Origin of the sequence: Psychrosphaera haliotis (assembly GCF_039523615.1) — a bacterium.
GTDB lineage: Bacteria > Pseudomonadota > Gammaproteobacteria > Enterobacterales > Alteromonadaceae > Psychrosphaera > Psychrosphaera haliotis.
Genome location: NZ_BAAAFQ010000011.1, coordinates 76,292 through 102,182, shown reverse-complemented (window position 1 = coordinate 102,182; position 25,891 = coordinate 76,292). Strand labels below are relative to the sequence as shown.

At 36.7% G+C, this 25,891-nt stretch carries 25 protein-coding genes, 1 tRNA gene, 1 pseudogene and 1 riboswitch; of the genes and pseudogenes, 15 read left to right on the top strand and 12 right to left on the bottom strand.

All coding sequences use genetic code 11. The features are described from left to right. The first annotated feature begins 51 nt into the window (after positions 1-51). Positions 52-1,089: a putative metalloprotease CJM1_0395 family protein gene (locus tag ABD009_RS13505; RefSeq protein ID WP_343826272.1), complete on the top strand. Its 1,038-nt coding sequence runs from the start codon at positions 52-54 to the stop codon at positions 1,087-1,089. 13 nt (positions 1,090-1,102) lie between these two features. On the opposite strand, the gene ABD009_RS13500 is transcribed toward ABD009_RS13505, so the two are convergent. The 4 genes from ABD009_RS13500 to ccoG all read right to left on the bottom strand — a co-directional run bounded on the left by ABD009_RS13500 (position 1,103) and on the right by ccoG (position 5,018). Beyond that, positions 1,103-1,888, bottom strand: coding sequence for a M48 family metallopeptidase (locus ABD009_RS13500; protein ID WP_343826270.1), 786 nt, complete (start codon positions 1,886-1,888; stop codon positions 1,103-1,105). A gap of 9 nt (positions 1,889-1,897) precedes the next feature. Then, positions 1,898-2,539, bottom strand: a complete 642-nt coding sequence (locus ABD009_RS13495; protein WP_343826267.1) for a thiol:disulfide interchange protein DsbA/DsbL — start codon at positions 2,537-2,539, stop codon at positions 1,898-1,900. Between the two features lie 71 nt (positions 2,540-2,610). After that, positions 2,611-3,600 carry a serine/threonine protein kinase gene (locus ABD009_RS13490; RefSeq protein WP_343826265.1) on the bottom strand — a complete coding sequence of 330 codons (990 nt, stop codon included), beginning with the start codon at positions 3,598-3,600 and terminating at the stop codon, positions 2,611-2,613. Beyond that, entirely contained in the window at positions 3,600-5,018 is a 1,419-nt protein-coding gene (gene ccoG / locus ABD009_RS13485; RefSeq protein WP_343826263.1) for a cytochrome c oxidase accessory protein CcoG, read from the bottom strand. Before ccoG ends, ABD009_RS13490 begins: the two co-directional genes overlap by 1 nt. 153 nt (positions 5,019-5,171) lie before the next feature. Here ccoG and ABD009_RS13480 point away from each other — a divergent pair, with 153 nt between their 5' ends. Further along, the gene (locus ABD009_RS13480) at positions 5,172-5,543 is read left to right on the top strand and encodes a hypothetical protein (RefSeq protein ID WP_343826261.1); all 372 of its coding nucleotides are present in this window, start codon (positions 5,172-5,174) and stop codon (positions 5,541-5,543) included. Here ABD009_RS13480 and ABD009_RS13475 read toward each other — a convergent pair whose 3' ends face one another. Further along, positions 5,544-6,035 carry a DUF3299 domain-containing protein gene (locus ABD009_RS13475; RefSeq protein ID WP_155696739.1) on the bottom strand — a complete coding sequence of 164 codons (492 nt, stop codon included), beginning with the start codon at positions 6,033-6,035 and terminating at the stop codon, positions 5,544-5,546. A 133-nt stretch (positions 6,036-6,168) separates the two neighbouring features. On the opposite strand from ABD009_RS13475, the gene ABD009_RS13470 reads away from it, so the two are divergent. The 5 genes from ABD009_RS13470 to ABD009_RS13450 all read left to right on the top strand — a co-directional run bounded on the left by ABD009_RS13470 (position 6,169) and on the right by ABD009_RS13450 (position 10,734). Beyond that, complete coding sequence (locus ABD009_RS13470) at positions 6,169-6,633, top strand: GNAT family N-acetyltransferase (protein ID WP_155696737.1); 465 nt, start codon at positions 6,169-6,171, stop codon at positions 6,631-6,633. Positions 6,634-6,674: 41 nt separating this feature from the next. Continuing rightward, positions 6,675-6,783, top strand: a riboswitch (TPP riboswitch). A gap of 52 nt (positions 6,784-6,835) precedes the next feature. Next, positions 6,836-8,965 carry a TonB-dependent receptor gene (locus ABD009_RS13465; RefSeq protein WP_343826258.1) on the top strand — a complete coding sequence of 710 codons (2,130 nt, stop codon included), beginning with the start codon at positions 6,836-6,838 and terminating at the stop codon, positions 8,963-8,965. Between the two features lie 11 nt (positions 8,966-8,976). After that, positions 8,977-9,243, top strand: a complete 267-nt coding sequence (locus tag ABD009_RS13460; RefSeq protein WP_155696733.1) for a YkoF family thiamine/hydroxymethylpyrimidine-binding protein — start codon at positions 8,977-8,979, stop codon at positions 9,241-9,243. Positions 9,244-9,262: 19 nt separating this feature from the next. After that, positions 9,263-9,892: a nicotinamide riboside transporter PnuC gene (gene pnuC, locus ABD009_RS13455; RefSeq protein ID WP_155696731.1), complete on the top strand. Its 630-nt coding sequence runs from the start codon at positions 9,263-9,265 to the stop codon at positions 9,890-9,892. Between the two features lie 362 nt (positions 9,893-10,254). Further along, positions 10,255-10,734, top strand: coding sequence for a phosphotransferase family protein (locus tag ABD009_RS13450; protein ID WP_343826254.1), 480 nt, complete (start codon positions 10,255-10,257; stop codon positions 10,732-10,734). A 7-nt stretch (positions 10,735-10,741) separates the two neighbouring features. Here ABD009_RS13450 and ABD009_RS13445 read toward each other — a convergent pair whose 3' ends face one another. Next, entirely contained in the window at positions 10,742-10,924 is a 183-nt protein-coding gene (locus ABD009_RS13445) for a helix-turn-helix domain-containing protein (protein WP_155696728.1), read from the bottom strand. Between the two features lie 372 nt (positions 10,925-11,296). Here ABD009_RS13445 and ABD009_RS13440 point away from each other — a divergent pair. Next, a tRNA-Arg gene (locus tag ABD009_RS13440) sits at positions 11,297-11,371 on the top strand. 108 nt (positions 11,372-11,479) lie between these two features. Here ABD009_RS13440 and ABD009_RS13435 read toward each other — a convergent pair. Both ABD009_RS13435 and ABD009_RS13430 read right to left on the bottom strand, forming a co-directional pair. Beyond that, positions 11,480-11,968, bottom strand: coding sequence for a hypothetical protein (locus ABD009_RS13435; protein WP_343826250.1), 489 nt, complete (start codon positions 11,966-11,968; stop codon positions 11,480-11,482). Positions 11,969-12,162: 194 nt separating this feature from the next. Beyond that, positions 12,163-12,741, bottom strand: coding sequence for a hypothetical protein (locus ABD009_RS13430; protein ID WP_343826248.1), 579 nt, complete (start codon positions 12,739-12,741; stop codon positions 12,163-12,165). A 179-nt stretch (positions 12,742-12,920) separates the two neighbouring features. On the opposite strand from ABD009_RS13430, the gene ABD009_RS13425 reads away from it, so the two are divergent. The 4 genes and pseudogenes from ABD009_RS13425 to ABD009_RS13410 form a co-directional block, all read left to right on the top strand. After that, positions 12,921-13,793, top strand: a complete 873-nt coding sequence (locus tag ABD009_RS13425; RefSeq protein ID WP_343826246.1) for a BrxR family helix-turn-helix transcriptional regulator — start codon at positions 12,921-12,923, stop codon at positions 13,791-13,793. 9 nt (positions 13,794-13,802) lie between these two features. Next, positions 13,803-14,252, top strand: a complete 450-nt coding sequence (locus ABD009_RS13420; protein ID WP_343826244.1) for a hypothetical protein — start codon at positions 13,803-13,805, stop codon at positions 14,250-14,252. A 1-nt stretch (position 14,253) separates the two neighbouring features. Further along, complete coding sequence (locus ABD009_RS13415) at positions 14,254-15,156, top strand: metallophosphoesterase (RefSeq protein ID WP_343826242.1); 903 nt, start codon at positions 14,254-14,256, stop codon at positions 15,154-15,156. Between the two features lie 155 nt (positions 15,157-15,311). Further along, a pseudogene (locus tag ABD009_RS13410) lies at positions 15,312-15,839 on the top strand (integrase core domain-containing protein); the annotation flags it as partial. A gap of 74 nt (positions 15,840-15,913) precedes the next feature. Here ABD009_RS13410 and ABD009_RS13405 read toward each other — a convergent pair. After that, complete coding sequence (locus ABD009_RS13405; RefSeq protein ID WP_343826240.1) at positions 15,914-17,314, bottom strand: hypothetical protein; 1,401 nt, start codon at positions 17,312-17,314, stop codon at positions 15,914-15,916. Positions 17,315-17,365: 51 nt separating this feature from the next. Next, positions 17,366-17,917 carry a hypothetical protein gene (locus tag ABD009_RS13400; protein ID WP_343826238.1) on the bottom strand — a complete coding sequence of 184 codons (552 nt, stop codon included), beginning with the start codon at positions 17,915-17,917 and terminating at the stop codon, positions 17,366-17,368. 145 nt (positions 17,918-18,062) lie between these two features. Here ABD009_RS13400 and ABD009_RS13395 point away from each other — a divergent pair, with 145 nt between their 5' ends. From ABD009_RS13395 to ABD009_RS13385, 3 genes are all read left to right on the top strand, one after another. Beyond that, complete coding sequence (locus ABD009_RS13395) at positions 18,063-19,100, top strand: DNA adenine methylase (RefSeq protein ID WP_343826236.1); 1,038 nt, start codon at positions 18,063-18,065, stop codon at positions 19,098-19,100. Positions 19,101-19,186: 86 nt separating this feature from the next. Next, positions 19,187-20,326 (top strand): DNA methyltransferase, encoded by a 1,140-nt coding sequence (locus ABD009_RS13390; RefSeq protein WP_343826234.1) that lies wholly within the window; start codon positions 19,187-19,189, stop codon positions 20,324-20,326. Positions 20,327-20,352: 26 nt separating this feature from the next. Continuing rightward, a complete protein-coding gene (locus ABD009_RS13385; RefSeq protein WP_343826232.1) occupies positions 20,353-21,261 on the top strand; it encodes a Dam family site-specific DNA-(adenine-N6)-methyltransferase in 909 nt (302 codons plus the stop codon). 113 nt (positions 21,262-21,374) lie between these two features. On the opposite strand, the gene ABD009_RS13380 is transcribed toward ABD009_RS13385, so the two are convergent. Both ABD009_RS13380 and ABD009_RS13375 read right to left on the bottom strand, forming a co-directional pair. Beyond that, positions 21,375-22,091: a hypothetical protein gene (locus tag ABD009_RS13380; protein ID WP_343826229.1), complete on the bottom strand. Its 717-nt coding sequence runs from the start codon at positions 22,089-22,091 to the stop codon at positions 21,375-21,377. Between the two features lie 339 nt (positions 22,092-22,430). Continuing rightward, on the bottom strand, positions 22,431-25,871 hold the full coding sequence (locus tag ABD009_RS13375; protein WP_343826227.1) for a TM0106 family RecB-like putative nuclease: 3,441 nt from the start codon (positions 25,869-25,871) through the stop codon (positions 22,431-22,433). Between the last annotated feature and the right edge of the window lie 20 nt (positions 25,872-25,891).

Sequence of the window (25,891 nt, the reverse complement as noted above, 5' to 3'; positions counted from 1 at the left end):
ACACATTTTAGTTTTTTATTAATTGTAACTTTGAAAAGGTAACATTAGTTAATGTCATTAAATATTCCTCCGCATATTCCACAAGTAGTTGTGAATGCATCAGTACCTTCTACTGAAGCGTTAGTGCGTAGTAATGCCATTAAAGAAGTGGTTCCAGCTCCGGTAAAGGTAGAGGCAAACGTCCCACAAAAATCGAGAGATCAAGAAGCTCGTTCACCAATTACCGAAGATGTAACTTATGAGCGAATTTCACCTCAAAGTAACAAGGTTATTCCTGACGATCCACAAGGTGGCGAACAGGGCAGTCAAAACCAAGAGAACAGTCAAAACCAAGAACAAAGCTCAAATCAAAATCAAAACCAAGAGTCTAATAGCGCACCGTCAGATCAAGAACAAACGGACAACGCAGCTAGTGATGATCCTTCAGACATTACAAATGCTGTTAAAGGTGAAAGCGGCGATGAATCGGCACAAAGTGATGAGTCAAAAAAGGCTGATGAACAACAACGTCAGCAAGAACTAAGCGAAATTCAGCAATTATCAGCTCGAGACATGGAAGTGCGAAATCATGAACTAGCGCACGCCGCTGTTGGTGGTAGTTATGCTGGTGCTCCAAGTTATGAATATCAAACTGGGCCAGACGGTAAAAAGTATGCTGTAGGTGGTGAAGTTTCAATTGATGTGTCTAAAGGCGCAACGCCACAAGAAACAATAGAAAAAATGCAAACGGTTAAAGCCGCAGCGTTAGCTCCAGCGGAACCTTCTTCGCAAGATAGAAAGGTAGCGGCGGAAGCAAGTCAAAACATCGCAGAAGCACGTGTGGAGCTCGTAAGGGAGTCTGAGCAGAAGAGGCAAGACGCAGCAGCGTCAGTAAAAAGTTCATTTGATCAAGCGGTAGATGATGGCGTAACTTCACCAACCGGTTCGCAAAGCGGTACAGAAAACAATTCATCAAACAGCTCACAAAGCTATTCGTCAAACGTTGAGAGCGCTCAACTTCAAAAAGCCTCAAGCGTCATAGCACAACGATATAATACAAGTTACGTAGAAGACACGGACCCATCTAGTCAGTTCACTGCAGTAGCATAAGTATTAGAGCATGTTACTTAGGCGTTGGTAAATACACTTCATCATGGTGTGCTTTTAACCAGTTTTTTGTTTGGCCACACTCATCACAGAACTCTGCATTCAACTGCCAAAACTGTTTACTATGATTCATATGTTTACGGTGACACAACTCATGAATTATCACGCATTCAATAGCCGACTCAGGGGCAGCCATCAGCAGCGGATTAAGAATTATTTTACCGTTGTTATAACAACATCCCCATCGCCATTGATAAAACTTAAACTCAAGAGCAGTGCTAGAGAGGCGCGTTTTATCTTCACACTGCTTTAATAGTGTCGGCAGATATTGTTGTGCCTTGTGAAGATAAAACTGATGAAGCTGTTGCCTAACTTGAATGTCTCGATTTTTCACGCGACCAGAAAGACTGATCATTAATGTGTTTTGGTCAGGGAGATAGTGCCAGGAAGTTTGGTGTGTTTTCACGACTTTTAGTTCTAGAGGTTTTCCCATAAACCAAATAGGCTCGCCGTTTTTGTACTCACGTATGAAAGATGGTTTTGTTGCTGCAATGGTTAATCGAGCTTTTAGCCAACGCTGTTGTTGGTTTAGGAAGGTTTCTACCAAATTGTGAGTGCATAGAAGAGGGGCTTTTACGACTACTTCGCCCTGGTGAATTTCAATTGCTAAACGTTTACGTCGTTGATGCACTTTAACTGTATAAGGCAAGGGCGCCTCAAAGCTAGTTAAAGAGATAAAAAAAGCACCAGGCTTTACAGTATGTTTAGCTGTTCGCCATGGTGCTAGTAATTCACTAATCAATGAAAATAATTACTTTTTCTTAACTAGCTCAAGTGCGGCACTTTCTATTTGATCAAATAGCTCACCATAAGTACGTGCATTAAAGCCTTTGCTAAGGATTTTGTATTTGCCATTAACAACAAACGTTGGAACGCCCGTTAAAATGCGTTTACTTGCATATTCATCTTGTAGCTTTTTCATGTTTTTAGCTTGTGCCTTAACACCAAAGCTATTAAACGTTTTTTCGAACTCTTCGCCACTAACACCGTTCGCGATGAATATTTGGCGCACGTCTTTTTCACTTGTGAATACAGAGCGGTTTTTATGAATGTATTGGAATATCGCATCGCTTATTTCTGGCTTGTTTAATCTGTCTCCCGCCACCAATGCTTTAGTTAGCATAAACTGGATGTCTGGACCCGCTGCTCTTAAAAAATCGACGTGGCTTTTTTCAAACTTGAAATTACCGTTATCTGCTTTTGCTGACAGACGTTTTGCTAAAGGTTCATAAGTGAAACAATGCGGACAGTAATACGAAAAGAACTCTTTAATTTCTGGTGTTGACGTTGCTTTTTCACCAATAACTTCATAATGAACGCCTTCTTTTAATGTTTCCGCAGAAACAGAAAGGCTTAATAGGCATACAGCCAATAGGCTCAATAACTTCTTCATTCAATACTACCCTTAAAAATTTTTAATAATTATTGCGACAACGATACAAGATTACAACTTAAAAGTGGAGACTAATATCCTAACTTAAGTAATGGTTGTTCTATCGCAGAGAGCTGCTCTTTAAGCGCTAAAACTTGTTGTTCCCAGAATTTGTCTGTATTAAACCAAGAAAAGTTCCTTGGAAAAGCTGGATCAGACCATCTTTTTGCTAACCAAGTCATATACATAAGCATACGCCTTGCACGAAGTGGCTCTATAATCGCAAATTCTTCGTGATTAAAAGGCCTAAACATTTCATAGCCCTCAATAATGGTATCAAGCTGCAACGTTTGTTGTTGCCTATCACCACTTAACATCATCCAAATATCTTGAATGGCAGGGCCTGTAATACAGTCATCAAAATCTACAAGTACCGCGTCATCTGATTCTGAACCCAGTTGCCACAAAATATTACCCGTATGGCAATCACCATGGAGGCGAATGTTTTTCAGGTTGTTTGGCAAATGTTGGCAGCTTAACGTTATGACTTTATCAAGGTCTTGGAAAAAGGCGTCTTGTAAATATCTTGGAACAAGTTCACTTTTTCTTAGATACTCGGCGGCTTCTATTAAGTCTTGTTTAATATTGATTGTTAAACGATGTTCAAACGGTTTTGCGTCACTAATATTATGGATTCTTCCTAACAGTTGACCTAAGCGCTCTAAATGATCTAAATCATCCAGTTCAAACATTCGGCCACCTACGCTTGGAAATAAGCTAAAGCGGTGACCGCCATACTCAAGCAAGGTTTTGCCGTCAAACTCAATAGGCGCAACCGCTTCAATATCGTGTTCGGCCAATTCCAAACTAAACTTGTGCTCTTCAATTATTTGTTCGTTGCTCCAGCGCTCAGGGCGATAAAACTTCACCACGTAGCGCTTCTTTTCTTCCGCTACAAACTGATAAACCCGGTTTTCATAGCTATTTAATGCAAGAAGACCAGACTCCGGATAAATACCCGTTGACTCAATTGCATCAAGAATTAAATCTGGTCCTAGCTCTGAAAAATCAAATTGTGACATTAACGTCCCTTAAAAAATCGAGTCTCTTCCGAAACTTCTAACTCACCATTGGAGCTACGTATAATAATAGTTATGCCAGTTACCGGGCGCTTTAACTCAACCGGGTCAACTGCAATACTTATTGGTTGGTTGTACACTTCGCCCGCCGCAACCGCAAATTCACGCTCGCCATAAAACTCATAGTCGGATAAACCGTCAACAGAAATTGAATAAGTCGCATTTGTCTGGCTCTTGTTCAATACTTGCAGAGTAAATGTGTTTTCAACTAAACCATCGTTATTAACTCTATAAAGCGCATTTCTATCACGTTCAATGTTTAGTTCCAATGGGATACGTGACACTACCTGCCATACAAATGCAGCAGACATTATTACGGTAACTAATCCATAGCCAATTAATTTAGTACGAAGCTTTTTGGTTGGTTTGCCTTCCAAGCTGTGCTCAGTAGTATAAGAAATAAGACCTTTTGGATAGTTCATTTTGTCCATGGTCTCATCACAAGCATCAATACAGGCACCACAGTTTATGCACTCGTACTGTAAGCCATTTCGGATATCAATGCCGGTTGGGCAAACTTGTACACACAAGTTACAGTCAACACAGTCGCCCATACCAATCTCTTTAGGATCTGCCTTTTTAGGGCGAGGACCACGTTTCTCACCACGTGCAGCGTCATAGGTAACTGTGTAGGTATCTTTATCAAACATTGATGATTGAAAACGAGCGTAAGGGCAGATATGCAAACACATGATTTCACGCATCCAGCCAGCGTTTGCATAAGTACAACCTGCAAAAAAGAGGGTCCAACCTACGACCATGGCAGAAGAGTCAAAGGTGAAAAAGTCGATGAATAACTGATCAACCGGCACAAAATAACCAATGAAGGTAAGTGAGGTTAATAATGAAATAACCCACCAAGCAGTATGTTTTAAGCCTTTTTTCCAAACCTTTGAAAAGCTAAGCGGCATGGAATCAAACTTTTTACGTTTGTTAGCTGAGCCTTCAATTTTTTCTTCAAACCAAATAAACATGAAGGTCCAAACGGTTTGCGGACACATATATCCGCACCAGACTCGACCATAGAAGGTAGTGACAACAAACAGGAGGAAAGCAGAAATAATTAACAATGACGAGAAAATAGTTAAATCTTGAGGCCAAAGCGTTAGCCCAAAAATATTGAATTGTTGATTCACAATATCCAATAAAATTGCTTGTTGACCATTCCAGTTTAGCCAAGGCAATAAGGCAAATAAGCCTAAAAAGAATATACCCATTTTACGACGTATAGCCTGATGCAAACCTTTAACTGCTCGCACATAAATGCGACTTCGTAGGTTATAGGTTGCATTTTCATCTACTTTAGGCTTGTATACCTTTACGTCAGCTGGGATGTTCTTTACGTCAATGCGATCGTTCATTGTTTTACCTGCTACTGTATGTCAAAACAAATTATAAGTCAGAAACTGAAATAATAATGAAACTAAATTATAAAACGTTGATCTAATTCTATAGATCATCATTTTGTTAAAATTTGATGCCAATTATTGGCTGTTGTTCAAATTGGAGTACCCATGAAGTTCTTAATTTTTATTATATTAGTGATTACTGTATTAACGGTTGATCACCCTGAAGTAAATAAAGTTAGAAGCTACCTCGTAAATCTTATTGGCCAAACTGCTGAAGGCGAATACTCAAGAGGTAAAGTTTCACAACGTATTTATAATGAAATCAGTATGCAATTTGATTCATTTAAGCCTCGCGAAGAGGAATACGTTAAAGAAATTACCAAAAGCTCCAGAGACTTAATGACCTTTTATGGTACTTACTGTCAAAACGGTGAATTTAACCCAAAAATGTCGGCTTACAATGTTCGAGTTGTCTGTGCAAAAGTAACTGAGCAGTTTACCGACTTGGAAAACGAAATTATTCGAAAACGAGACTAATTAAAAGTCATCGTAAGGGGCAATGGATATGCCTTTCATCGTATAGCCCACTTGAGCTAGCTCTCCACTCCACGTTTCCGTCGCTATTTTACCCGTCACCCAAATTGGGTCGTACATTGACGAGGCTGGCGCACCTTCTTTAAACGTGACATGAATAATTTGATTCGACGGCGGTGGTGGAACGTGTACGCAAGCACCAAAATACGGAACCAATAAAAACTCCGTTACCAATTCATTTTCACCTTCAAGCGGTACAACAAATCCAGGAATTTTAACGGTTTTACCATCTAGTTCTTTTACAACGGGGGCATTGATAGATTGAGGACCGGCCATAGCATGACCAATTTCTTCAATGGTAGGAATTGCTTTCACATAATCTTTAGGTTCTAAATCAGACCACTCTAATTCCTTCACGTCATCATTAGCGAAGGCAGGCATTAAAAAAAGTGAAAATGCGAGAAGAAAACCAGAGCGAATTAAATGTGATGTCATAGTGCGTTAACCTAATTGATTAAATATGAGGCCGCAGAATACCTTACAGGTGGCTAAAAAACCAAGTCTATCTGTTATTTTTGCGATAAACGTGGTTACATTATCGACTAGTGAATAAAAAGAACTTAAATGTATGACCGATCGTAATATCCAATGGCAGATAAAAGCGTTTGCCGAACTCACAGTGACCGAGCTGTATGACATTTTGCAGGCACGTTCAGACGTATTTGTAGTAGAGCAGACCTGTATCTATTCAGATATGGATGGCGTTGATAAACTACCTGATTGTTATCAACTTTTTGCTTATGACGGTGACCAATTGGTTGGAACTTGTAGGCTTATTGCAAAAGGGATTGCGTATGATGAGTACTGTGCCATTGGCCGAGTATTAATTACCGATTCATACCGAGGAAAGAAGTTAGCAGCGCCAATGATGGAAGCAGCAATAGCGGAGGTTCAGCGTTTGTGGCCAACGACAAAATGCAAAATTTCGGCACAACAACATTTAGAAAATTTTTATGAATCTGTGGGTTTTGAAACCGTGACAGAAATGTATTTAGAAGATGATATTCCACACATTGGAATGATTTTAAATTAAACAGGGCTAGCATTTTTTATTTAAATCAATAGAATGGCGCCCGAAACACCAAGGGGTGTATGCGTGTAAAAGCGACATACTGAGACGTTAATCGGACCCTTAGAACCTGATCCGGCTTGTACCGGCGTAGGGATGGTAAATCCAGGACTACTCGCGCTTACGACCGGGTCTTTTGTTAATTTTATCTACAAGAGATCCAAATATGACACTTAATAAAACTGCAATTGCAGTATTAACCGCACTTCCGTTTTTCAGTTTGGCCGCAGAGCCAACAAGCAAAAACAACGCTATTGAAACCATTGAAGTAAAGGGTGAACTTTTACCCACTCCAGAAAGCAAAGCCGCAAATTCGTTGCAAGTTTTAACGCAAGAAAGCTTAGAGCAATCAGGCGCTAGCCATTTACAAGACGCATTACAGCAACTTGGTAATGTGAACTTTGCCGCAGGTGCTTCTCGTGCTCGTTTTATCCAAATTAGAGGCATTGGCGAACGTAGCCAGTTTGTTGATCCAATAAACCCATCTGTTGGTATGGCGATAGACGGTATTGATTACTCGGGTATTGGTACCGCCGCTGGCTTGTTTGATATTGGCCAAGTAGAAGTTTACAAAGGGCCACAAGGTAGTAGCGTTGGAGCAAACGCAATGGCCGGCTTCATTAATATGTATAGCACGCAACCTCAAGAAAACGCCGCTAACCGCTTTCGTGTAGAAGCCGGTAATTACGGCTTGTTTAATGTAGGTATTGCCGCAGGCACGGAATTCAATTCTGATGTACAAGGGCGTTTTTCGTTAAACCAGCTAACAAGTGACGGCTTTGTTGAAAACAAAACACTGAACAAAGACGATACAAATGACATTAATGAATTGTCGTTTAGAGGCTTGTTAGATGTAGAGTTTAACAACGAAGTGACTTCACAGTTTGTTTTGCATTACTTTGACATTGATAACGGTTATGACGCATTTTCACTAGACCAAGACCGTACAACATTGTCGGACGAGCCTGGCGAAGATAAACAAGAGACTTTAGCATTAGGTGTTAATACAACGTATACCGGATTTGAAAACACCGACCTTACCGTGATGTTAAGTCATAGCGATTCAGACTTAGCCTACGGTTATGACGAAGATTGGACATTTGTTGGCATTCACGAAGATGGTTATTCGTCCATCGACAACTATGTGCGTGACCGTGTAGCAAATCAAGCAGATATCAGGTTTGTAAGCAAAGATAAAAGCTGGGTTGCCGGTGTTTATTTTCAATCTAAAGACGTTGATTTAACACGTGAATACACTTGGTTATCAAATAACTTTGTTAGTAACTATGAGCAAACAAACGCCGCTATTTATGGTGAAAAACGTTATGCGCTAACAAACGACATTAATATTTCTGCAGGTTTACGAATCGAAAACCACGATGGCGACTATTCAGACTCTAACTTAGTCAACGAAAGTACCTCGGACACTATGATTGGCGGCCATTTAACGGCGACCAAACAGTATGACGAAAACACTATGGTTTATACACGTTTAAGTCGTGGATTTAAGTCTGGTGGTGCTAACGGCGAAGCTTTAAGTAAATTAAACGAACCAGGCCTAGAGCGTTACTACAATTTACTTCGAGAGAATGGTAGCTTTGATCCAGAAGTATTAAACAACGTTGAATTAGGTATGCGTTACAACAATACAGACCGTGGTGTAAAAGCCAGTGCCGTAGTGTTTTACTCTAGCCGACACGACATGCAAATCAAGCAGTGGTTTACCAATGAAGCGGAAGTTCGTGAATTAGGTGAGCAACCAGAGTTTGTAGGTTATGTTTCTAATACGCCAAATGGTGCTAACTATGGTGTTGAAACAAATATTCAATATCAACTAAATCAAAACGTGTCGGTATTTGCAGGCGTTTCGTTGTTAAGTACTGAAATTGATGACATGTACCGCTTAGAGACTGATCCTGAAACATGGGAAGACGTGCGCGTAAATATCAACGGACGTGAACAGGCACACGCACCAAGCTATCAATATCAGCTTGGCTTCAATTGGCAGGTTGCGGATAGAATTACGTGGAATACGTCAGTTAATGGTCGTGATGAGTACTATTACTCTTTTAGTCACGATGAAAAGTCACAAGCCATTAACCTAGTAAACATGTCAGTAACTTATCAAGGTGACAATTTTGACGTAACACTATGGGGTCGTAACCTTGGTGATAAAGACTATGGAGTTCGCGGATTTTACTTTGGTAACGATCCACGAGATGGTTGGGTTGCAAAGTCATATGAGCAGCTAGGTGAGCCAAGTGTATTTGGCCTTAAGTTAGACGTGTTATTTTAGGAGAGACTATTATGAAACTAAGTGTAGAAATAAGTAAGTATCCACTAACTGAAGGCGATTACGTTGCGGCGATTCAAGATTTTATTGACCGTATTAATGCGTACGAAGACATCAGTGTGATCACAAATTACATGAGCACCCAACTATTTGGTGATTTTGATACAGTGACAAATGCTTTAAACAAAGAGCTTAAAACAAGCTTTGAGAAACACGGCACGAGTATCTTTGTATGCAAATTTATTCCTGGAGATTTACAGGCCAAATACGGCAATAAATAATCAAACTAGGTAGACCGTTATGATGGAACAACTGTTAACAGGTTTTAATGCAATGTCCGTGTGGGAATACATTGGCGTTGCAACAGGATTGATGTATTTGTTGCTAGCGATCAAGCAAAGTAGCTGGTGTTGGCCAGCTGCTTTTGTAAGCACGCTAATTTATATGAATCTATTTTGGCAGGGTGCTTTGTTGCTTGAAAGTGCGCTGAACTTTTATTATTTATTAATGGCTATTTATGGCTGGTGGCAATGGAACGGTGGTTTAGAGGAATCTAATACTAAGCCTGTCGTGTCTTGGTCATTGAACAAACACACAAAAATAGTGGTTGTATTAACTATTATAAGTTTAGTGGTTGGCTTTTTAGCCGATGAGTACACCACTCAAAAAATGGCCTATTTAGACTCTTTCACTACTTGCTTTGCTGTATATACAACTTATATGGTGACGCAAAAAGTATTGGAGAACTGGCTGTACTGGTTATTTATAGATGTAGCGTCTATTTACCTTTATTACCAAACTGGATACTTGCCAACTGCGGCTTTATTCGTACTTTATACTTTCTTAGCGTTAAAAGGTTATGTGGAGTGGCGAGACGAATTACAAGACAAGCCCATTGGCGATAAAAAGCAGGCAACAACGCTTGGATAAAACAGGCGTATTAGAAAAAATCACTGAGCTGCTTGGTAGCTTGGTGATTTCATTTGAACCGAAAAAAGAAGCGCGTAACAGCGTGTTTAAAATACACCTTCAAGATGATTCCGTTTGGTTTTTAAAGCAATTACCACACTCACCGCATTTTCATGAAACATCTGTTGCTAATATTGACTCAAGATTAATCCCTCAAGCCTCAGTACCAAAAGTTTTAATATTTGAATACGACAACCAAAATTTTGCATTACTNTAGTAATAGTAATAGTAATAGTAATAGTAATAGTAATAGTAATAGTAATAGTAATAGCACGAGCAACAACAACGAGTTAGTCGTACGGGCTTTAAGGCAAGTCCATACAATGCCGCAGTGGCCACAACTTGTGGAGCTAACACTGCCAGCCGTAACACCGTTAGTTGACGCATACCTACCAAATAGTCCATCTCAGGTTTATGAAAAGCTACAGCAAATTGAATTAAGTATAACGGACAGTGCGTTTCAGGGCGTTTTACATGGCGATTTATCACAAGGTAATATTTACCTAACAAATGATAAAAAAGTGGGTTTAATAGACTGGGAATTTGCTGCAATTGGCGATGTTCGTTGGGACTTAGCGGCGCTTGCCGTTGAGCACGCATTATCAAGAACGGAATTTAGCGAGTTGCTGGAACAATATTGCCAAGTAGCCAATTACAACTGCCACTTATTCTTAAGCGAAGCTGAATATTGGCTAGTTTATTATTGGCTTGTGACTATGGATTGGTCAGTACAGAATGAATTTAAAACGTTAGATTATCGAAATCTTACTCAAGATATGAAATCGATAATCCAGCAGTTTTAATAACGACTTAGATTCCACCAAGTCGTTGTGCAATCTCTTTGTACTTCTCTACATCAGTTTGATCAAATAACGGGTTACCATCGTCATCTTTATCTGCAGCGCGCAATAAATGCTCACGCTCTAATCGGATTACTCGTACGTCTTTAACACCTAAAAATTCTGCAACTTCATCCACCGTCATTAATGACATTGGCTATCTCCTGAAAGTAATTGTATAAAATTTAATAAAACTATAGCTGATATTTAGTAAACCATACTAGTTCATGACCTTTTTTTTACCATATTTTAACCAAGATTAAAAATTAACCGTCTAAAAACCAACGCGCTAGACTCATTCTTGTAAAATGCGTATGATTCACGACGCTAATTAGCAGCGCCTTAAGCGCGGCCATAACTAGCAATAAGTCATTTGATGCTTTCCTAGTGAAACCAACATGACGTATCTCTGAGGAGGTTACGCCATTTGGCCAAACCCAAATTGAGGGTTACGTCATTTTGGCGAAAATGCAGCAAATTTGAAACACCTCGACGCAAGGTCGAAAACGCAAAAAAGTTAGTAAACGCTCCCGTGGTGAAATGGATCTCACGTGTCTCTCCGGAAGATAAGTTACAGGTTCGATTCCTGTCGGGAGCGCCATGCTTAAAATTTCCAACCGTAACAATGTCCGCAAACCTTGTGGCCAAAATTCGCTGAAAATTGGCTCTGTGACCAATGTGTGACCAAATTTTTATCGAGTAAGCAATTCTATCGATTTTTACCAGCTCCCCAGCTGCCAGGTACCCTATAATCCATTGCGTCTGTTTTTAGATTAGAATTTTGTTTACCTTTCTTCTTGTTGTTAGATTTTGTCTTCTTTTGCTTTTTTAGAATACTCTTTTTGGCTTTGGCAACTAATATAAGTCTATTTTGAGCTTTAGAGTCATTAGGATCAGTATTTAGTCGAGCAACTAAAGAGTTGATTTCTTTTGATAGGTATTCGATATCCTTTTCCAAAGCTAATTTAGACATCACACCTTCGAACTTTTTATCTAATTTTTGTTTACTAGCCCATTCATATGAAAACCCATTGCCAATTACTTTGTTTGTAACTCCTTTAGTATTTGATTCTGTTTTCTTAGCAGAACATTTTTGAATATGATCAATTAGTACCTGCTTAAGTTTGAAACGCTTCTCGCAATGGGGGCAGGTTAAAAGTTCTGGAGACTTTTGCCAAAGTCCTTTTTTTTTCTTCAAGGTTTTGTTGGCTTTACTAACGGTGTCTTTGGGCTCACTCTGGTCTTTTCGCTCTATATGTACTTTCCACTTATGAACTTTCACTAAGTGATGAAACAAGTCCTTTTCAGGAATTATTTTTTGGCAAAGTTGGCAACTCAGAGCTTTCAAATTTATTTCCTTGAGTGAAATGTACTGTTAATTAAACGTTCAGTTTAGGCCTTTGCTTCTTGGAAATCGCCATTAGAATAACTTTGAATTAATTCAGAATGCCTCTCCGCAATAGTTTCAATCACAGACTTATATAGCTGCTGCAGTTCAGCATCTAATGCTTTTAATTCCTCAACTTTGTACTCAGGCTCAAACGTAATTGGTTCGTGATATTGGAAATAGATAATAGCATTTTGCGGCCATGCCGAAAATTCCAAGACACAATTTCCGTATTCCGATTTAAGTTCATCTCGGCTCATATCCAAGGTCGTTCGATAATAAGGGTCATGCTTGGTTAATAAGGTAAGTAACTCTTCATAAAATTGATTATAAGTCGTTAAATAAGGCTGAAATTCATTTAGTAAGTCGGGCAACTTTTGTTTCACTTCAGATGAAAAATACTCCAGGTTACTTGGCCCTGGCAGTTCGAGAGTTTTATTTTGGGACTGAGCAACAAAATATTGAAGGTTGTTATAGCCGGCTAATCCACTAGTAAAGTATGAGGCAATGTTTTGAACGTACTGCGTTTCAAATTCAGAAACTTTGTCATGCAGGCGACTAATTAATTCGAAATTATCAAACATTAAAATTATCCTTTGGTTTTGCAAAAATCCTTTGCGTTAATATCCATATCAGTGCGACCAAATATATTAACCTATCTGTGCAATAGATTGAATTTAATATGATTCGTAGGTGAAATAAGGTTACTGGTTATATATGATGTTATTGCAGTATTGTTGCAAATAATTAAGGATGATAGGTAATGAAGCAGCAAAGAAACGTTTTATCTTACAAATTTGGCCAAAGGCAGCGACTCGTTTTTATCGAGTGTATGCTGTACTGGGAAGGCGAAATCAACAGTTCAAAGATAGTTGATTATTTTGATGTAAGTGCCAAGACCGCAAAAGAAGATTTAAGAGAATATGAAAGTTTCTCTTCGAACAAATTGACTTATAACCCAAGTTTAAAACAGTTTTTAACTAACGATTCATTTGAGTTAACCATCACAAGTGGCCAGATAAATGAGTACCTGTCTTTTGTTCAGCCTGTAAATTTTGAGTTAGCGACATTTGCTAGTCAAATGTCTCCGATTGAAGTTCTTCATAACCATAGAAATCAAATTGACCCAGACATTTTTAAACGAGTACAAATAGCTTGTAAAAAGGGCCTAATCCTTGAAGTTGATTATCGTTCTTTATCAAAGCCTGACAAACAAGGAAGAATGATCAAGCCTCATACCATCGTTTTTGCGAATCACAGATGGCATGTGCGCGCTTTATGTTTAGCGTCTACTCAACAGGAAAAACCATATAAAGACTTTGTATTATCCAGAATAGTCGGGCTTCCTGAAATCGTAGAAGAAGAAAAGAAGGGTTTAGACTTTAAAGATGTGGACTGGCTGGAATACGAGACTGTCACAATACGACCTGACAAAAGACTATCAAATGAGCAGCAGCTGATAGTTCAGCAAGATTTTAATATGAGAGCAGGCAAATTAGACATCAAACTGCGCAGAGCTCATATCAAATATTTAATAAACGATCTCAATATTGATGAGCACAATTTAAAAGCTGATCCTGTTCAGCAACAAATCACCATTGCCGATATTGAAAGAATCAAGTCCATGGCATTTTAAGGAGTAGACATGAATTTTGAAATTGATAAATCGTTACCATTAGAAGAAGCAATAGCGAACGTACCCAAGAAATATGTGAAACAAGCGCGAAAGGCATACTTCGAAGATACGCCAACTGAAGCCGCCATTAAAAGAGTAAAAGCATTACTTTTTCCGGAAGAAACAGACTTTATCAGTGATTCAACCTCTGAGGCTAAAGGCAGGCGAGTGGGCATAAACCCAATGTCAAAAGAATACCAAGCGAAAGTGGATTCGAAGCGAGCCCTGTTTGGCGTCAGCCCATTAACAGAGTCTGGCATGGCAGCAGATAAAAGTAGTCTGGAATACAGTGAAAAACTGTTGGAAGGGATGACACTGGAACAAGTATATGAGTTTATCGAGCGACTAATTTTTTTAAAGGAAGACGCCAGTGAAGCTCAAGATTTGTCTCCGTCAGCAGTAGAAAAGATAAGGATATAAAGTGAAATACGACATTATTGGCGATATTCATGGCCATGGAACCAAGTTAGAAAATCTGTTAATCAAAATGGGCTATAAGCTAACAAGCAAAGGCTATTCTCATCCAGAGCATACGGCTATTTTTGTCGGTGACTTTGTAGATAAAGGCGTAGAATTAAAAGAACACAAAAAAGTGTTGGATATTGTCATGGCGATGGTTGCGAACGGAAACGCATTGGCCGTTATGGGCAATCATGAATTTAACGCCATCGCATTTCATACTGAAGTTGATGGGAAGCCACTTAGAAAGCATTCATCTAAAAATGTTGAGCAGCATGAAGCTTTTCTTAATGAGTTCCCTGTCGGCTCGCAAGAAGCACAAGAAGTAATCGCATTCTTTAAGTCACTGCCTTTGTTTATTGAGCTAAATGATTTTCGTGTTGTTCACGCTTGCTGGGATGACAAACAAGTTGAATTTATTAAGAAGGTATTACCTGACAATAGAGTCACTAGCGACTTTATGATCCAAGCCAGTACAAAAGACACACCAGAATACTTAGCGATAGAAACATTATTAAAGGGCGTAGAGATTGAATTGCCAAATGGCTTAACTTTCAATGACTCATACGGCAATACCAGAAGCGAATTAAGAGTTAATTGGTGGGATACCAAAGCGAAATCACTACAAGAACTAAGTAGGCAGCCTGATTTAGATGTTTCTCATATAGACATCGATTTAAAAGCAAATATCCCATTTTATCCTGAGCCTTCTCCAACGTGCTTCATCGGCCACTATTGGTTACGAGGTGAGCCTAAAAAGTTATCTGACAACGTAATATGTGTTGATTATTCAGTGGCTGGTGGCGGTGACTTGGTCGCATACCAATTTGAATCTCCTACCAAAGGGAGTTTCACATCATGGTAGATGAGTTAATTAAACCAGTTATAAAGCTAATAAAGAAAGTTTTATCGACAATAATCTATCTCATAATGTGGGTTATTTTAATTGCTGTAATTATCGATCATTCGACTTAAAATTAGCTAAGAAGTGTTGAATGTTTAGTAGCGTTAAGCGCGTAATTCTACGTTGGCAATCTAAAAGGTGTTGTTCGAATCTATCAGCAGACATTCGTTGATACCTATAGCAAGGTAGCTTTCGCTAAACTTTACACGACCAAAACGCCAATTACGGCCGCAGACATACTCAACGATAAAGTCTTACCATACTTTGAGCAACATGAGCTACCAATGTTGCGTATTCTGACAGATAGAGGAACGGAGTATTGTGGCAAAGTTGAACATCATGATTACCAGCTATATCTGGCCATCAATGATATCGATCATACAAAAACTAAGGCAATGTCATCTCAAACAAATGGGATCTGCGAGCGATTTCATAAGACGATATTGCAAGAGTTTTATCAGATCACATTCCGTAAGAAGCTATGCGGCTCACTCGAAGAGTTACAAAAGGATCTGGACGAATGTATGATTTATTAAAATAATGACCGAACTCATCAAGGAAAAATGTGCTGTGGTCGAACGCCATTTGAAACATTAATTGATGGGAAATCGATTTGGACTGAAAAGAATTTAGCTCAAATCTAAACTGACAGACACCAATTGAAAAATGGGTAACTGTCAGATCAAGTTTGAGCTAGTACATCAAAAATTAGATTAAATTATAGACGCCAATAGTTTATTAAATTTCGAATAGCAATTTGAAATAATTTAGGAGCATTAACGTTTAATATCATTTTTCCATTATCATTTAATAAAAAGCTCACTTCAACTTTTTCAATTTCTGTATTTTTACTGCCGAATAGCACAACAGTTCTTATTATTTCTTTGTACTCTGGAAAGTGTTTTTTAATATAGTGTAATTCAAAACCGTCAAAATTGCTTAACTCATCGATTCCTTGTTGCATAGTCGAGTATTTCTTACCTTCGACATTAATTACTAATTTTCTGTCAATATCAGCAAGTACAAGATCAGGTATGTGAATTATTTGTTTTTTATCACCACTTTTATATGCCTTTTGGTCTAAATATTTACCTACAACGATAGGCTCACCTTGCTCTGTCATAAAGTAGCCGCGCTCACAACCAGCATGATTTTCATAAATAGAAAAGCCAGAAGTGAAATTTTCTACGACTAAATGAATAAAAATAGTCCCTAACTTTTCACCTTTAAGATCATATCGCCAATAAGCATTTTTTGACTTAACTTCTGGACGAATTAATCCTTCAAAATCAATATCAAACCTGTCTGCAATCTGTAAAAACTTACTACTATTTTCAATATGGCGTTGTTCTAACCCATGCATTGTAATTTCTATTTTTTTTGACCAACCAAGTGACCTTAAAGCAGAGGACATCAAGCTTAATTGCCCTATATTAGGATCATAAGATAAGGAACCTGATTTTATCAATCTTCCTGATATTTGAATTTTATCATCAAATACTTTGAATCTAACTGGCACATTCCCCTTTGGCGGCTGCTTCATTCCATTCTTAAATGCAACCATTTCATCGATTGAGTCCCAAGGCGTATTAACACCCTCATCCAAACGCTTTCCTAAGATAGAAACGCCAATAGTATGAAGGCATTTAGTACCAAATACATTAGTGTCAGTCTGCTCTTGTTTTTGCTCTATTTGCAAACTGTATAACATTATTTTAGTAATAGAGGGGTAGTAATACTCTATATAGGGAAACTTTGAAGCTCTTTGATACACCCCTGTATTTCGACTCTCTGCATCGTCAGTTTTAGTTTCTTCTATTGCATATATTGGCGTATCTTTTTGATCAGGGATATCATCTTGATAAAAAATCAAGAAATCAACAAAACTTGAATAACCTGAAACAGTTTTTATATATATATTTTTTACAATCTGTGAATCAAACCCCTTTACAACATATGTAAAAGAAAAGCTTTTATCTTTATTTAAAATAGGTAATATCTTTATATTATCAATAAAGCAGGCGACTTTATGATCTTGAGCAAATTTTTGTAAAATTTCCCCAATAACCGAATCTTTAGGTCGCTCTTCTGTCAATATCCATAAATTTGATGCTTTCATCTTCATACATTCCCTTTTTAGTTTAGTCTTTAACTAATTCCATTCAAAAGTTTACTGAACCAATTTACTTCCATACCCTTTCTCTTTAAATATTTCAAACAATCGTTCAATTGGTCTTAACTCATTATCATATAATACAAAATTATCTAAATAATTTTGGTTTTCAATTCTATTTTTTTTTAAAAAATCTTCCCTTACACACCAACCGACCACAACCCCTTCACGTTTTTCAACAAAGAGTCGGATTGATATATATAGAGTTTTTGGTGACCTATTTATCTGCTCAACCATCTCTAATGTTCTAGTATGATAATGCTTAGTTCGTGTTTTAACATCAACTGTACAATTATCTGGTAATAAAAAATCAAAGGTATCTGCTTCTTTATAGCTTGAAGAATCCTCTTTATAAGGAATACAGTTTTCTTCTAAAAGTATTTTGAATATTTTTTCACCAAGCTTACCCTCAAACATCTTTTGAGCTTTATTATCTAAACCTCCTTCATGAAAGTCGTGCCGATTAGATGTAAATTTTTTTGATAGCACTGCATAATCCCAGGCTTCTGAAATTAAATGTTTTGGGATTTTTATTTTTCGATTTTCCATAGCTTATTGTAATTTTTGACAAAAATAATAATTTAGATTAAATCTAACATGAGTAGAAATTACAATGATAAAATTAAGCATTCTTTCGATAAATCCTATCAATCTATGGCCTTGTTAGGAAAAATTAAAATAAATAGTGGTATGTATGAGGTTTATTGGTTCAAAAACATTACTTCTTAGTGAAATAGATGAAGTAATTACAGAAAATATTAAAGACGCAAAATCGTTCTGCGACCTTTTTTCAGGTACAGCTACCGTAGCGAGACATTTTAAAGAAAAATATGAAATCATATCAAATGATTTACTGCATTTTTCATATGTATTACAACAAGCTTCCATTAAAAATGAAGGATATCCAAAGTTTGAAAAATTAACTAGTCACCTAAATTCTGACCCCTTTGATTATTTTGATTCAATTGACTTGAATGATATTAAAGTCACTTCAGCAATGTTTATTCATAATAACTATACACCTAATGCACATTGTGAACGAATGTATCTAAGCAATGATAACGGTAAGTTTATCGATTTTATCCGACAAAAGATTGAGGAGTGGTATAGCGATAAATTTATTGATGAAAATGAATATTATTATTTACTAGCTGGGCTTATAGAAGCTGTGCCATTTGTATCGAATATTGCAGGAACATATGGAGCATATTTAAAGCATTGGGACAAAAGATCTCAAAATAGGCTGAAATTAATCAAATTACGACCAGCTACAAACAATAAAGATAATCAATGCTTTAATTTAGATGCAAATCAATTAATAACTAAAGTTAGCGGTGATATTTTGTACATTGACCCTCCATACAACAATAGGCAATATGCACCAAATTACCACCTACTAGAAACAATATCGAGATATGACAATCCTGAGATCTATGGCAAAACAGGTATGAGGCCATATAAGGATATTAAATCTGATTATTGTTTAAAAGGTAAAGTTCTAAGTTCATTTGAACATTTAATTTCTAATGCAAAATTCGAACATATAATAGTTAGTTATAGTACTGAAGGAATTCTTGAGCTATCTGAAATAGAAAAAATATTAAAGTCACATGCCGAAAATGATAGCTATAAATTGAAAAAAATACCTTATAGAAGATATAAACACCAAGCAGGTGACATTAAGCATGATTTACATGAACTTATTTTTTATATAAGAAAGAGTTTCTTATAATTTCTTTGGTGTGAAATGTAACGATACAATTGACATTTTTACCAAACAACATGTACTGTATAAATAAACAGTTAATAGAGTTAATTATGAGTTATTTAAATCAAGGTGCTTTATCAAAGTTGTTAAAGAAAAAAAAACTTGAAGAATATGAAGATAGTTTAACGCTAGAAATAGAAAACATATTACAAAAAGCCATTGATGATAAAATTAGAATAATTAAAAATAAAAATAGAGTTATAGCAAATGACAATGCCAAAGAGCATTTTGCAGCAACTGATATCTTTGATGATAATCAGATTTCAAGATTTCCGAGTTGGGTTAGAGAAGATATCGATAATGCACAAGTTATAGGCAAATCGAATAAGGTTATTCAAGTTAGTAATGGTAAAAAATATCATGCAAGTAATACTCTAAATGATTTATCGGGGGGGGAGTGGACGTTTTTTTTAAATTCAGTAATTAATACGAGATACACGACTAATGGAGAAGAAGGATTTGCCCATCACATAAGAAAAATACACCCTTCCCCTAAGCCCCCGCAATTAATGAAGGAAATAATAGAATTTTTCACTAAAGAAGGTGATTTAGTTTTTGATTACTTTATGGGGGTTGGTGGTTCATTATTAGCAGCTTCGCAGAGTAACAGAAGAGCTATAGGGATTGACCTATGTGATACTTATATAAATGCTTATAAAGAGGCTAGCAACTTCTTAAATTTAAAGCATCAAAAAACAATTCAAGCAGATTCAGTCGAATTTTTACAAAACACTTGTAACCTTTCTGATGAAATTGGAGACGAAAAGCTATCACTTATATTAATTGATCCACCTTATGGTGATATGCTCTCAAGACCTAAGACTGGCGAAGCTTTGAAAAAAAATAAAGATGCTTCAGCAACTCCATTTACAGACTTAGATCAAGATTTAGGAAATATGCAATGGGACAAGTTCTTAATCACTTTTAATCAAAGTGTTAAAAATGCTCTTATACATTTAAAAACTAAGGGACATTTAGTGGTTTTTATTAAAGACTTGCAACCTAAAGATGGGCAATTAAATTTACTCCATGCGGATGTAATTAGAGATTTAAATAGCATAGATGGTTTGAATTATGTTGGTACAAAAATATGGGCAGATCATACTGTGAATTTATATCCTTATGGTTATCCTCATGCCTATGTATCTAATCAAATTCATCAATATATTATGATTTTTAAAAAAATATAATTTCCTTTTATAATAAGAGATAAAAAGTGACCTCTACATTAAAAAAGATATCAAAACCTAAGCAATCTATTGATTTTGAATGTAATTTAGTATCAAGCCCTTTGAATTATATCGGAGGGAAATTTAAATTATTACCTCAGATACTTCCTTTATTTCCCAAAGAAATAAATAACTTTGTTGATATGTTTTGTGGTGGCTTAAATGTAGCCGCTAATACCAATGCAAAAAATGTTTATGCAAATGATTTGAATGATCGAATGATTGGTGTCTTACAATTAATTAAAGATACACCGATAGATGAATTGTTATCCAATATTTATTTAATTATTAATAGATACAACTTATCAAATCAAAACAAAGATGGATTTTTAAAGTTAAGAGAAGATTACAATAATAAACCTAGCCCTATTTTATTGTACGTTTTAGTTTGTTATTCATTTAATTATCAATTTCGTTTTAATAACAGCTTAAAATATAACAACCCTTTTGGAAAAGACAGAAGCCAATTTTCAGAAACACTCAAAAAGAAATTGATTAAATTTAATGAAAGAATTGCTAATAGAAACATTAACCTAAGTAGTCTTTGTTTTCAGGATTTTATTAAAAGTTTAGATTTAAATGATGGTGATATGGTCTATTGTGATCCCCCGTACTTGATAACTACAGGAAGTTATAATGATGGAAACAGGGGCTTTAAAGATTGGACTGCGCTGGAAGAAAAAGCTTTGTACGGTATTCTTGATATGTTGAATGATAAAGGTATTAAGTTTGCCTTATCAAATGTATTTGAGCATAAGGGTATAAAAAACCATGCTCTTATCGAATGGGCCGAAAAATATAACATCACTTTCTTAAATTATAATTATAAAAATAGTAGTTATAATACTAATAGGTCAGGCTCAATAGAGGTACTTATTACAAATTACGAGCCTTGATACATTATTACAGTGTCGGCTAATGTTTTAAGGTGTTTAAATTTCAAATAATAAATGAATCTATAAGTTTAGGGCTGTTATGTGTCACCAATCTATAGAGTAAATGCAGCAGTTTAGCTAGTTAATGTTTCGATAAAAAAAAGAGTTATTTGAAGTTCATGGTTTGGTAGTCGCCCATAAGAAATTGGCTTTATTTGGGCACTGCTTTTGGTGTTGTTACTGTTTTCATTAGCTGTATATTGTTTAACTAGTTTCGCAAATGCATTGATTACAGCTTGGTTAAGCCTTATTCGTTTGTTTTTACTTTTGCCAGTCAGCAATTCAAGTAATTGGTTAGTGTCATTATTGACAATAACCCTAATCCTTTCTCTAGATAATTGAAACTTTTTAGACAGTCGGCTAAGAGTGTAGATATCTTTACCATAGATACCTAGTCTATAAAAAAATATGTTTCGATCCCTTAATCTAAACCTTCCCTTTTTGTACTTGAAGTATTGCTCTATTAAGTCAACTATTTCTTTTACAAAATCACCTTGAAATTTTGGAAATATATCTTCTCTTCTTTCAAAAGCTTCCTCTAGCTCCTTTCCTTTCATTTTCTCAAGTCTTAATAATAACCTTCTAATTGTAATCCAAGACTCATTTACTGTTTTTACACCTACATTGTTGTAGGCACAAAAGTCACTATTAACGATTCGAACTGCATCCAATGCATTATTAATATTTAATAGGTTAAGTGCTTTTGTAGCTCTTGGTGGTAGGCATAAATTTTCAACGCTTGATTTTGAAAGAAAAGTAGCTACCCTTTTCGAGGTGGTTAAATCCTCCACTTTCTATTTTATAGTCTTTCAAATATCCCCTACCTTAATGCAAAAAGTTCTTATAATTTATTAAAAGTATGTCGGTAAACTAGCTATTCAGTGAGTTTAAAAGCAATTATATATTACAGTCAAAAAAGTTGTGCTTTACTGTTATTCTATTACTTTTAATTCGCCCAAAAGGCTCGCCGACATACACTTGATTGTAGCTATTAACTAAGGATCATTATAATGACAACTTAAATATTAAAATGAATACTTATTAAACTAATTTACCATGCGGTTTAGTAGATTACTACGCAATTAGATTCAACCTTTGAGTCGAGTAGCAAAGTGATTTTTGCCATCCAATTAGAGCAGATCACTGTTTATATTTACCAATCCAGCTAACAAATTCACCAAAGGGATCTGATTCACTTTACTTACGGAGGTATTAGCCAACTCAGGGTTCCCAACGACAATTGCTAGGCATTGTGCTCTTGAAATCGCGACATTTAATCGATTTTTATTAAACAGGAAGTCTAAACCTCTAGGAGACTCATTTGCATCGCTTGCACACATACTTAATATGACAATTGGCGCCTCTTGTCCTTGGAATTTATCTACACTACCGACGCTAGCATTTGGACCCAGCGCTTCTTTTAACTTAGTAACCTGATGGTTATAAGGCGATACGAAAAGAATATCATTCAATGTAATCAAACGAGTAGGCTGGTCTTTTTCGCCGGTGTGAAAAGTTCTGCCAATTAGCTGTTTAACTAGGCTTTGAATTTCATCAACTTCCTCTTCGGAGGCTTGGCTGTTGCTAAAGTGCTCAACAGGTACAAATTGTAAGCCAGCTTTTTTTGTCAACTTGCCAACATAATTATCCGGAATGGTAATGTACCTTTTGTCATTGCTGATATGGGAAGCTAACTTACTTTCATAAACATAGTCACTAACAAATTGATTAACTTTTGAATGCATCCGATAGGTTGTATCAAGGAATACGCCCATATTATCTGGTATTGTCGCTTGTTCATGTAACAAGTAGTCCAAAATAGATAAACCACTTTCCATAGGGTGAGTACCTTGTGAAGGTTGTCCTAATTGCATTTGGTCTCCCATTAATACAATATTCTTAGTACTCATTCCCATTGCGATTAAATTAGCAACACTTACTTGGCCCGCTTCGTCTATAAACAAGTAATCTAATTGGTTTTCCATATCATCTCGAGCATAACCCCATGCGGTTGTTCCCACCAGAGAAGCTCCAATAGTCCGGGAAGATAAGTCTTTGTTTTTTATAACATCTACATTGTTTTCTAATAAATCAGGCTCTGTTTCTTTAGTACAAGCAAAGCTGGCTGTCACACCCAGTTGTTTACAGTGCTTCGCAGTACTAAGTAATAAGTTATTTATTGCCTTGTGACTATTGCTTGCTATGCCGACACTTTTACCTTGTCTCAAAAGTTCTGTTATAACATGTTTGCCTGTAAATGATTTGCCAGCGCCTGGCGGACCTTGAATTGGAAGGTAGCTATTTTTAAGGTTTAAAACTACATGGGTGATTTGCTCTAACTTTTCCTCCGAACTCGTCGCTGAGACTATTGAATCGTTAGGGAGATGCGTTTTTATTCTCGGCTTAGCGCGCAACAGAAAGTCAATTACAGCATTTGGTGTTGTGTCGAATATTCCTTTTGAATATTGTTTAATAAATTCAGTTAACGCATCTGGAATAGGTTTTGGGTTTACATACTCATCTGGAACAAGGTTGATTAATGAAGAAGGTTCGTTTCCTGAAGTAACAACGATTAATCCGCTGCTAAGGTCTGATAGATTTGGAGCAAAAGTCACTTTTTTCGATTTGCCTTCAGGTGTCTCTTCTCCCAATATATAAAAGCTTCGTTGTGTAGCTTTAAACTCTTGGCTCGTATCAAAATGGTATTCATATGCCAGACTTCTTGAACGAGTAGTGGGTTTAAATGGCTCCCTTTCTGTTCTAACGCAAAAGGCCAAGCAGTCTAAGTCGTCTAATAACGCTTCTGGGTCTTGGCCTAATCTATCAAAGAGTTTCCAAAAAATAGGCTTGGCTTCGCGTCGATGAAACTCCAACATCCAAGCTAAATTTTCAGTTAACTTTGATTTTGCAGGGTCCGTTTCTTTCTCCTGTTCAGCTTGAATTAACAACTTGTCTCTTAACTTTGTGCGTTCAGACACTTCCTCTTTTACTTCAGGTTCTTCAACTTCAGTTTTACCAATAAATTTAATTTGATGCTCTTCTTGTTGAATTCTAAGCCAATCCACCAGTTCCTGTGTCGAATCACAATCATCAATATTATAATCACGAATATCATTTAATATTTTTGATGTTTGCCAGGTGTCTCCTTCAAGCCCCTGCTGATTAAGTTCACGCCATTGTTCGTATACAACGATAGAGTCGCCGCCATTGCCGACTTCCGTTTCACGATTACCTCTATATAAATGTTCTACATTTTTAATTGAATATCGAGGCTCACCAATATAAAAGCCGCTTTTTACAACTTTATATAGGTCTACAAACACCTCATTTCTTAGCAACTGATCTACTTCATACTCGCAAACACCATAACGACTCATTAACTTGCGACATGCTGCAATTTCATAGTTCGCATAGTGGTAAATGTGCATACTAGAATCTTGCTGCCACCGGCCAAATACCCAAGTTATAAAATCAACGAAACACTGCTTTTCTTGTTCTGCATTATGTGCCCAAAAATCAATAAACTGTTTGTCGCCATTTTCATCAAAATAAGTATTGCCCCATAGGTATTCCAAACCGCCTTCATCTAATGGATAACCCTCAATATCAAAAAACACGTCCAATGGTGACGCTGGTGGTAATAGCGCCAAACCTTGTTTACTTTGCGGGCTTGGTTTAATCACTTCAAATTTTGGTATTTCAGAACCTTTTGATAAACACTGTATTCGGGCCTGTTTTTTAAGCTTAGAAAATACAATGGGATTCATACCAGCAACTTTATCAATGTGTGATTCGGCAAGACCAGTCATGGTGAATATGTCAGCTGTATTCAACTTCTTTATTTGCCCCTTGGTAATAGTGGCCACTTGAAATAAATGATCTTGTTCTAACAACAATTGCTCAGCATATTTTGACCAGCGTCCCCATGATTTAGACTCCGAAGGACTTGGCTGTAGTTTTAGTTCAAAAGTAGATTGTTCGTTGAGAAATCGTTCTTTGAGGTTTTGATAATAAGCGTAGTAGTCCAATAGCAATAACTCAACAACATCACCATTGCCTAGGGCAATGGTGATGTTTTTAGGCCGGCACCCTTGAATTTCAGCTATCATTTCGGCATAACAGCAAAGTTGAATTACGTGTGAAGGCTTAGATTTGCTAGATAGTTTCGTATCCCAAACTTCATAGTGATAGTTTCCTAAGTCACTATTGCCTGGCACTTTAATTAGAAAATCAGCAAAGCCATAAAAATCGTCTTTTTTAAGCAGGGCTTGAACGATAACATCAGGCCCTTGCTGCATGGTCTTAACTGTTTCTTCATACCAAATATCTGTAGATTTGAACTCTAATGTAACAACTTTTTTGCCCTGATCTTCAAACCCTTTGATTAGGTTATTTTCATGAGTATATCCACGCTGCTGCATTGATTTTGTCAATGCGTCGTCTTTGTCTTTTTCTGGAGCTTGCTTGGGAAACTCCAACTTAAATCGATTCATCCATGAAGCAAAAGGAGAGTCTAAGTACTCAGTCAGATCACTTGGACTAAATATGAGTTTTCCATTAACTTTTTTCATTTTTATTCCTTTGGTTATCT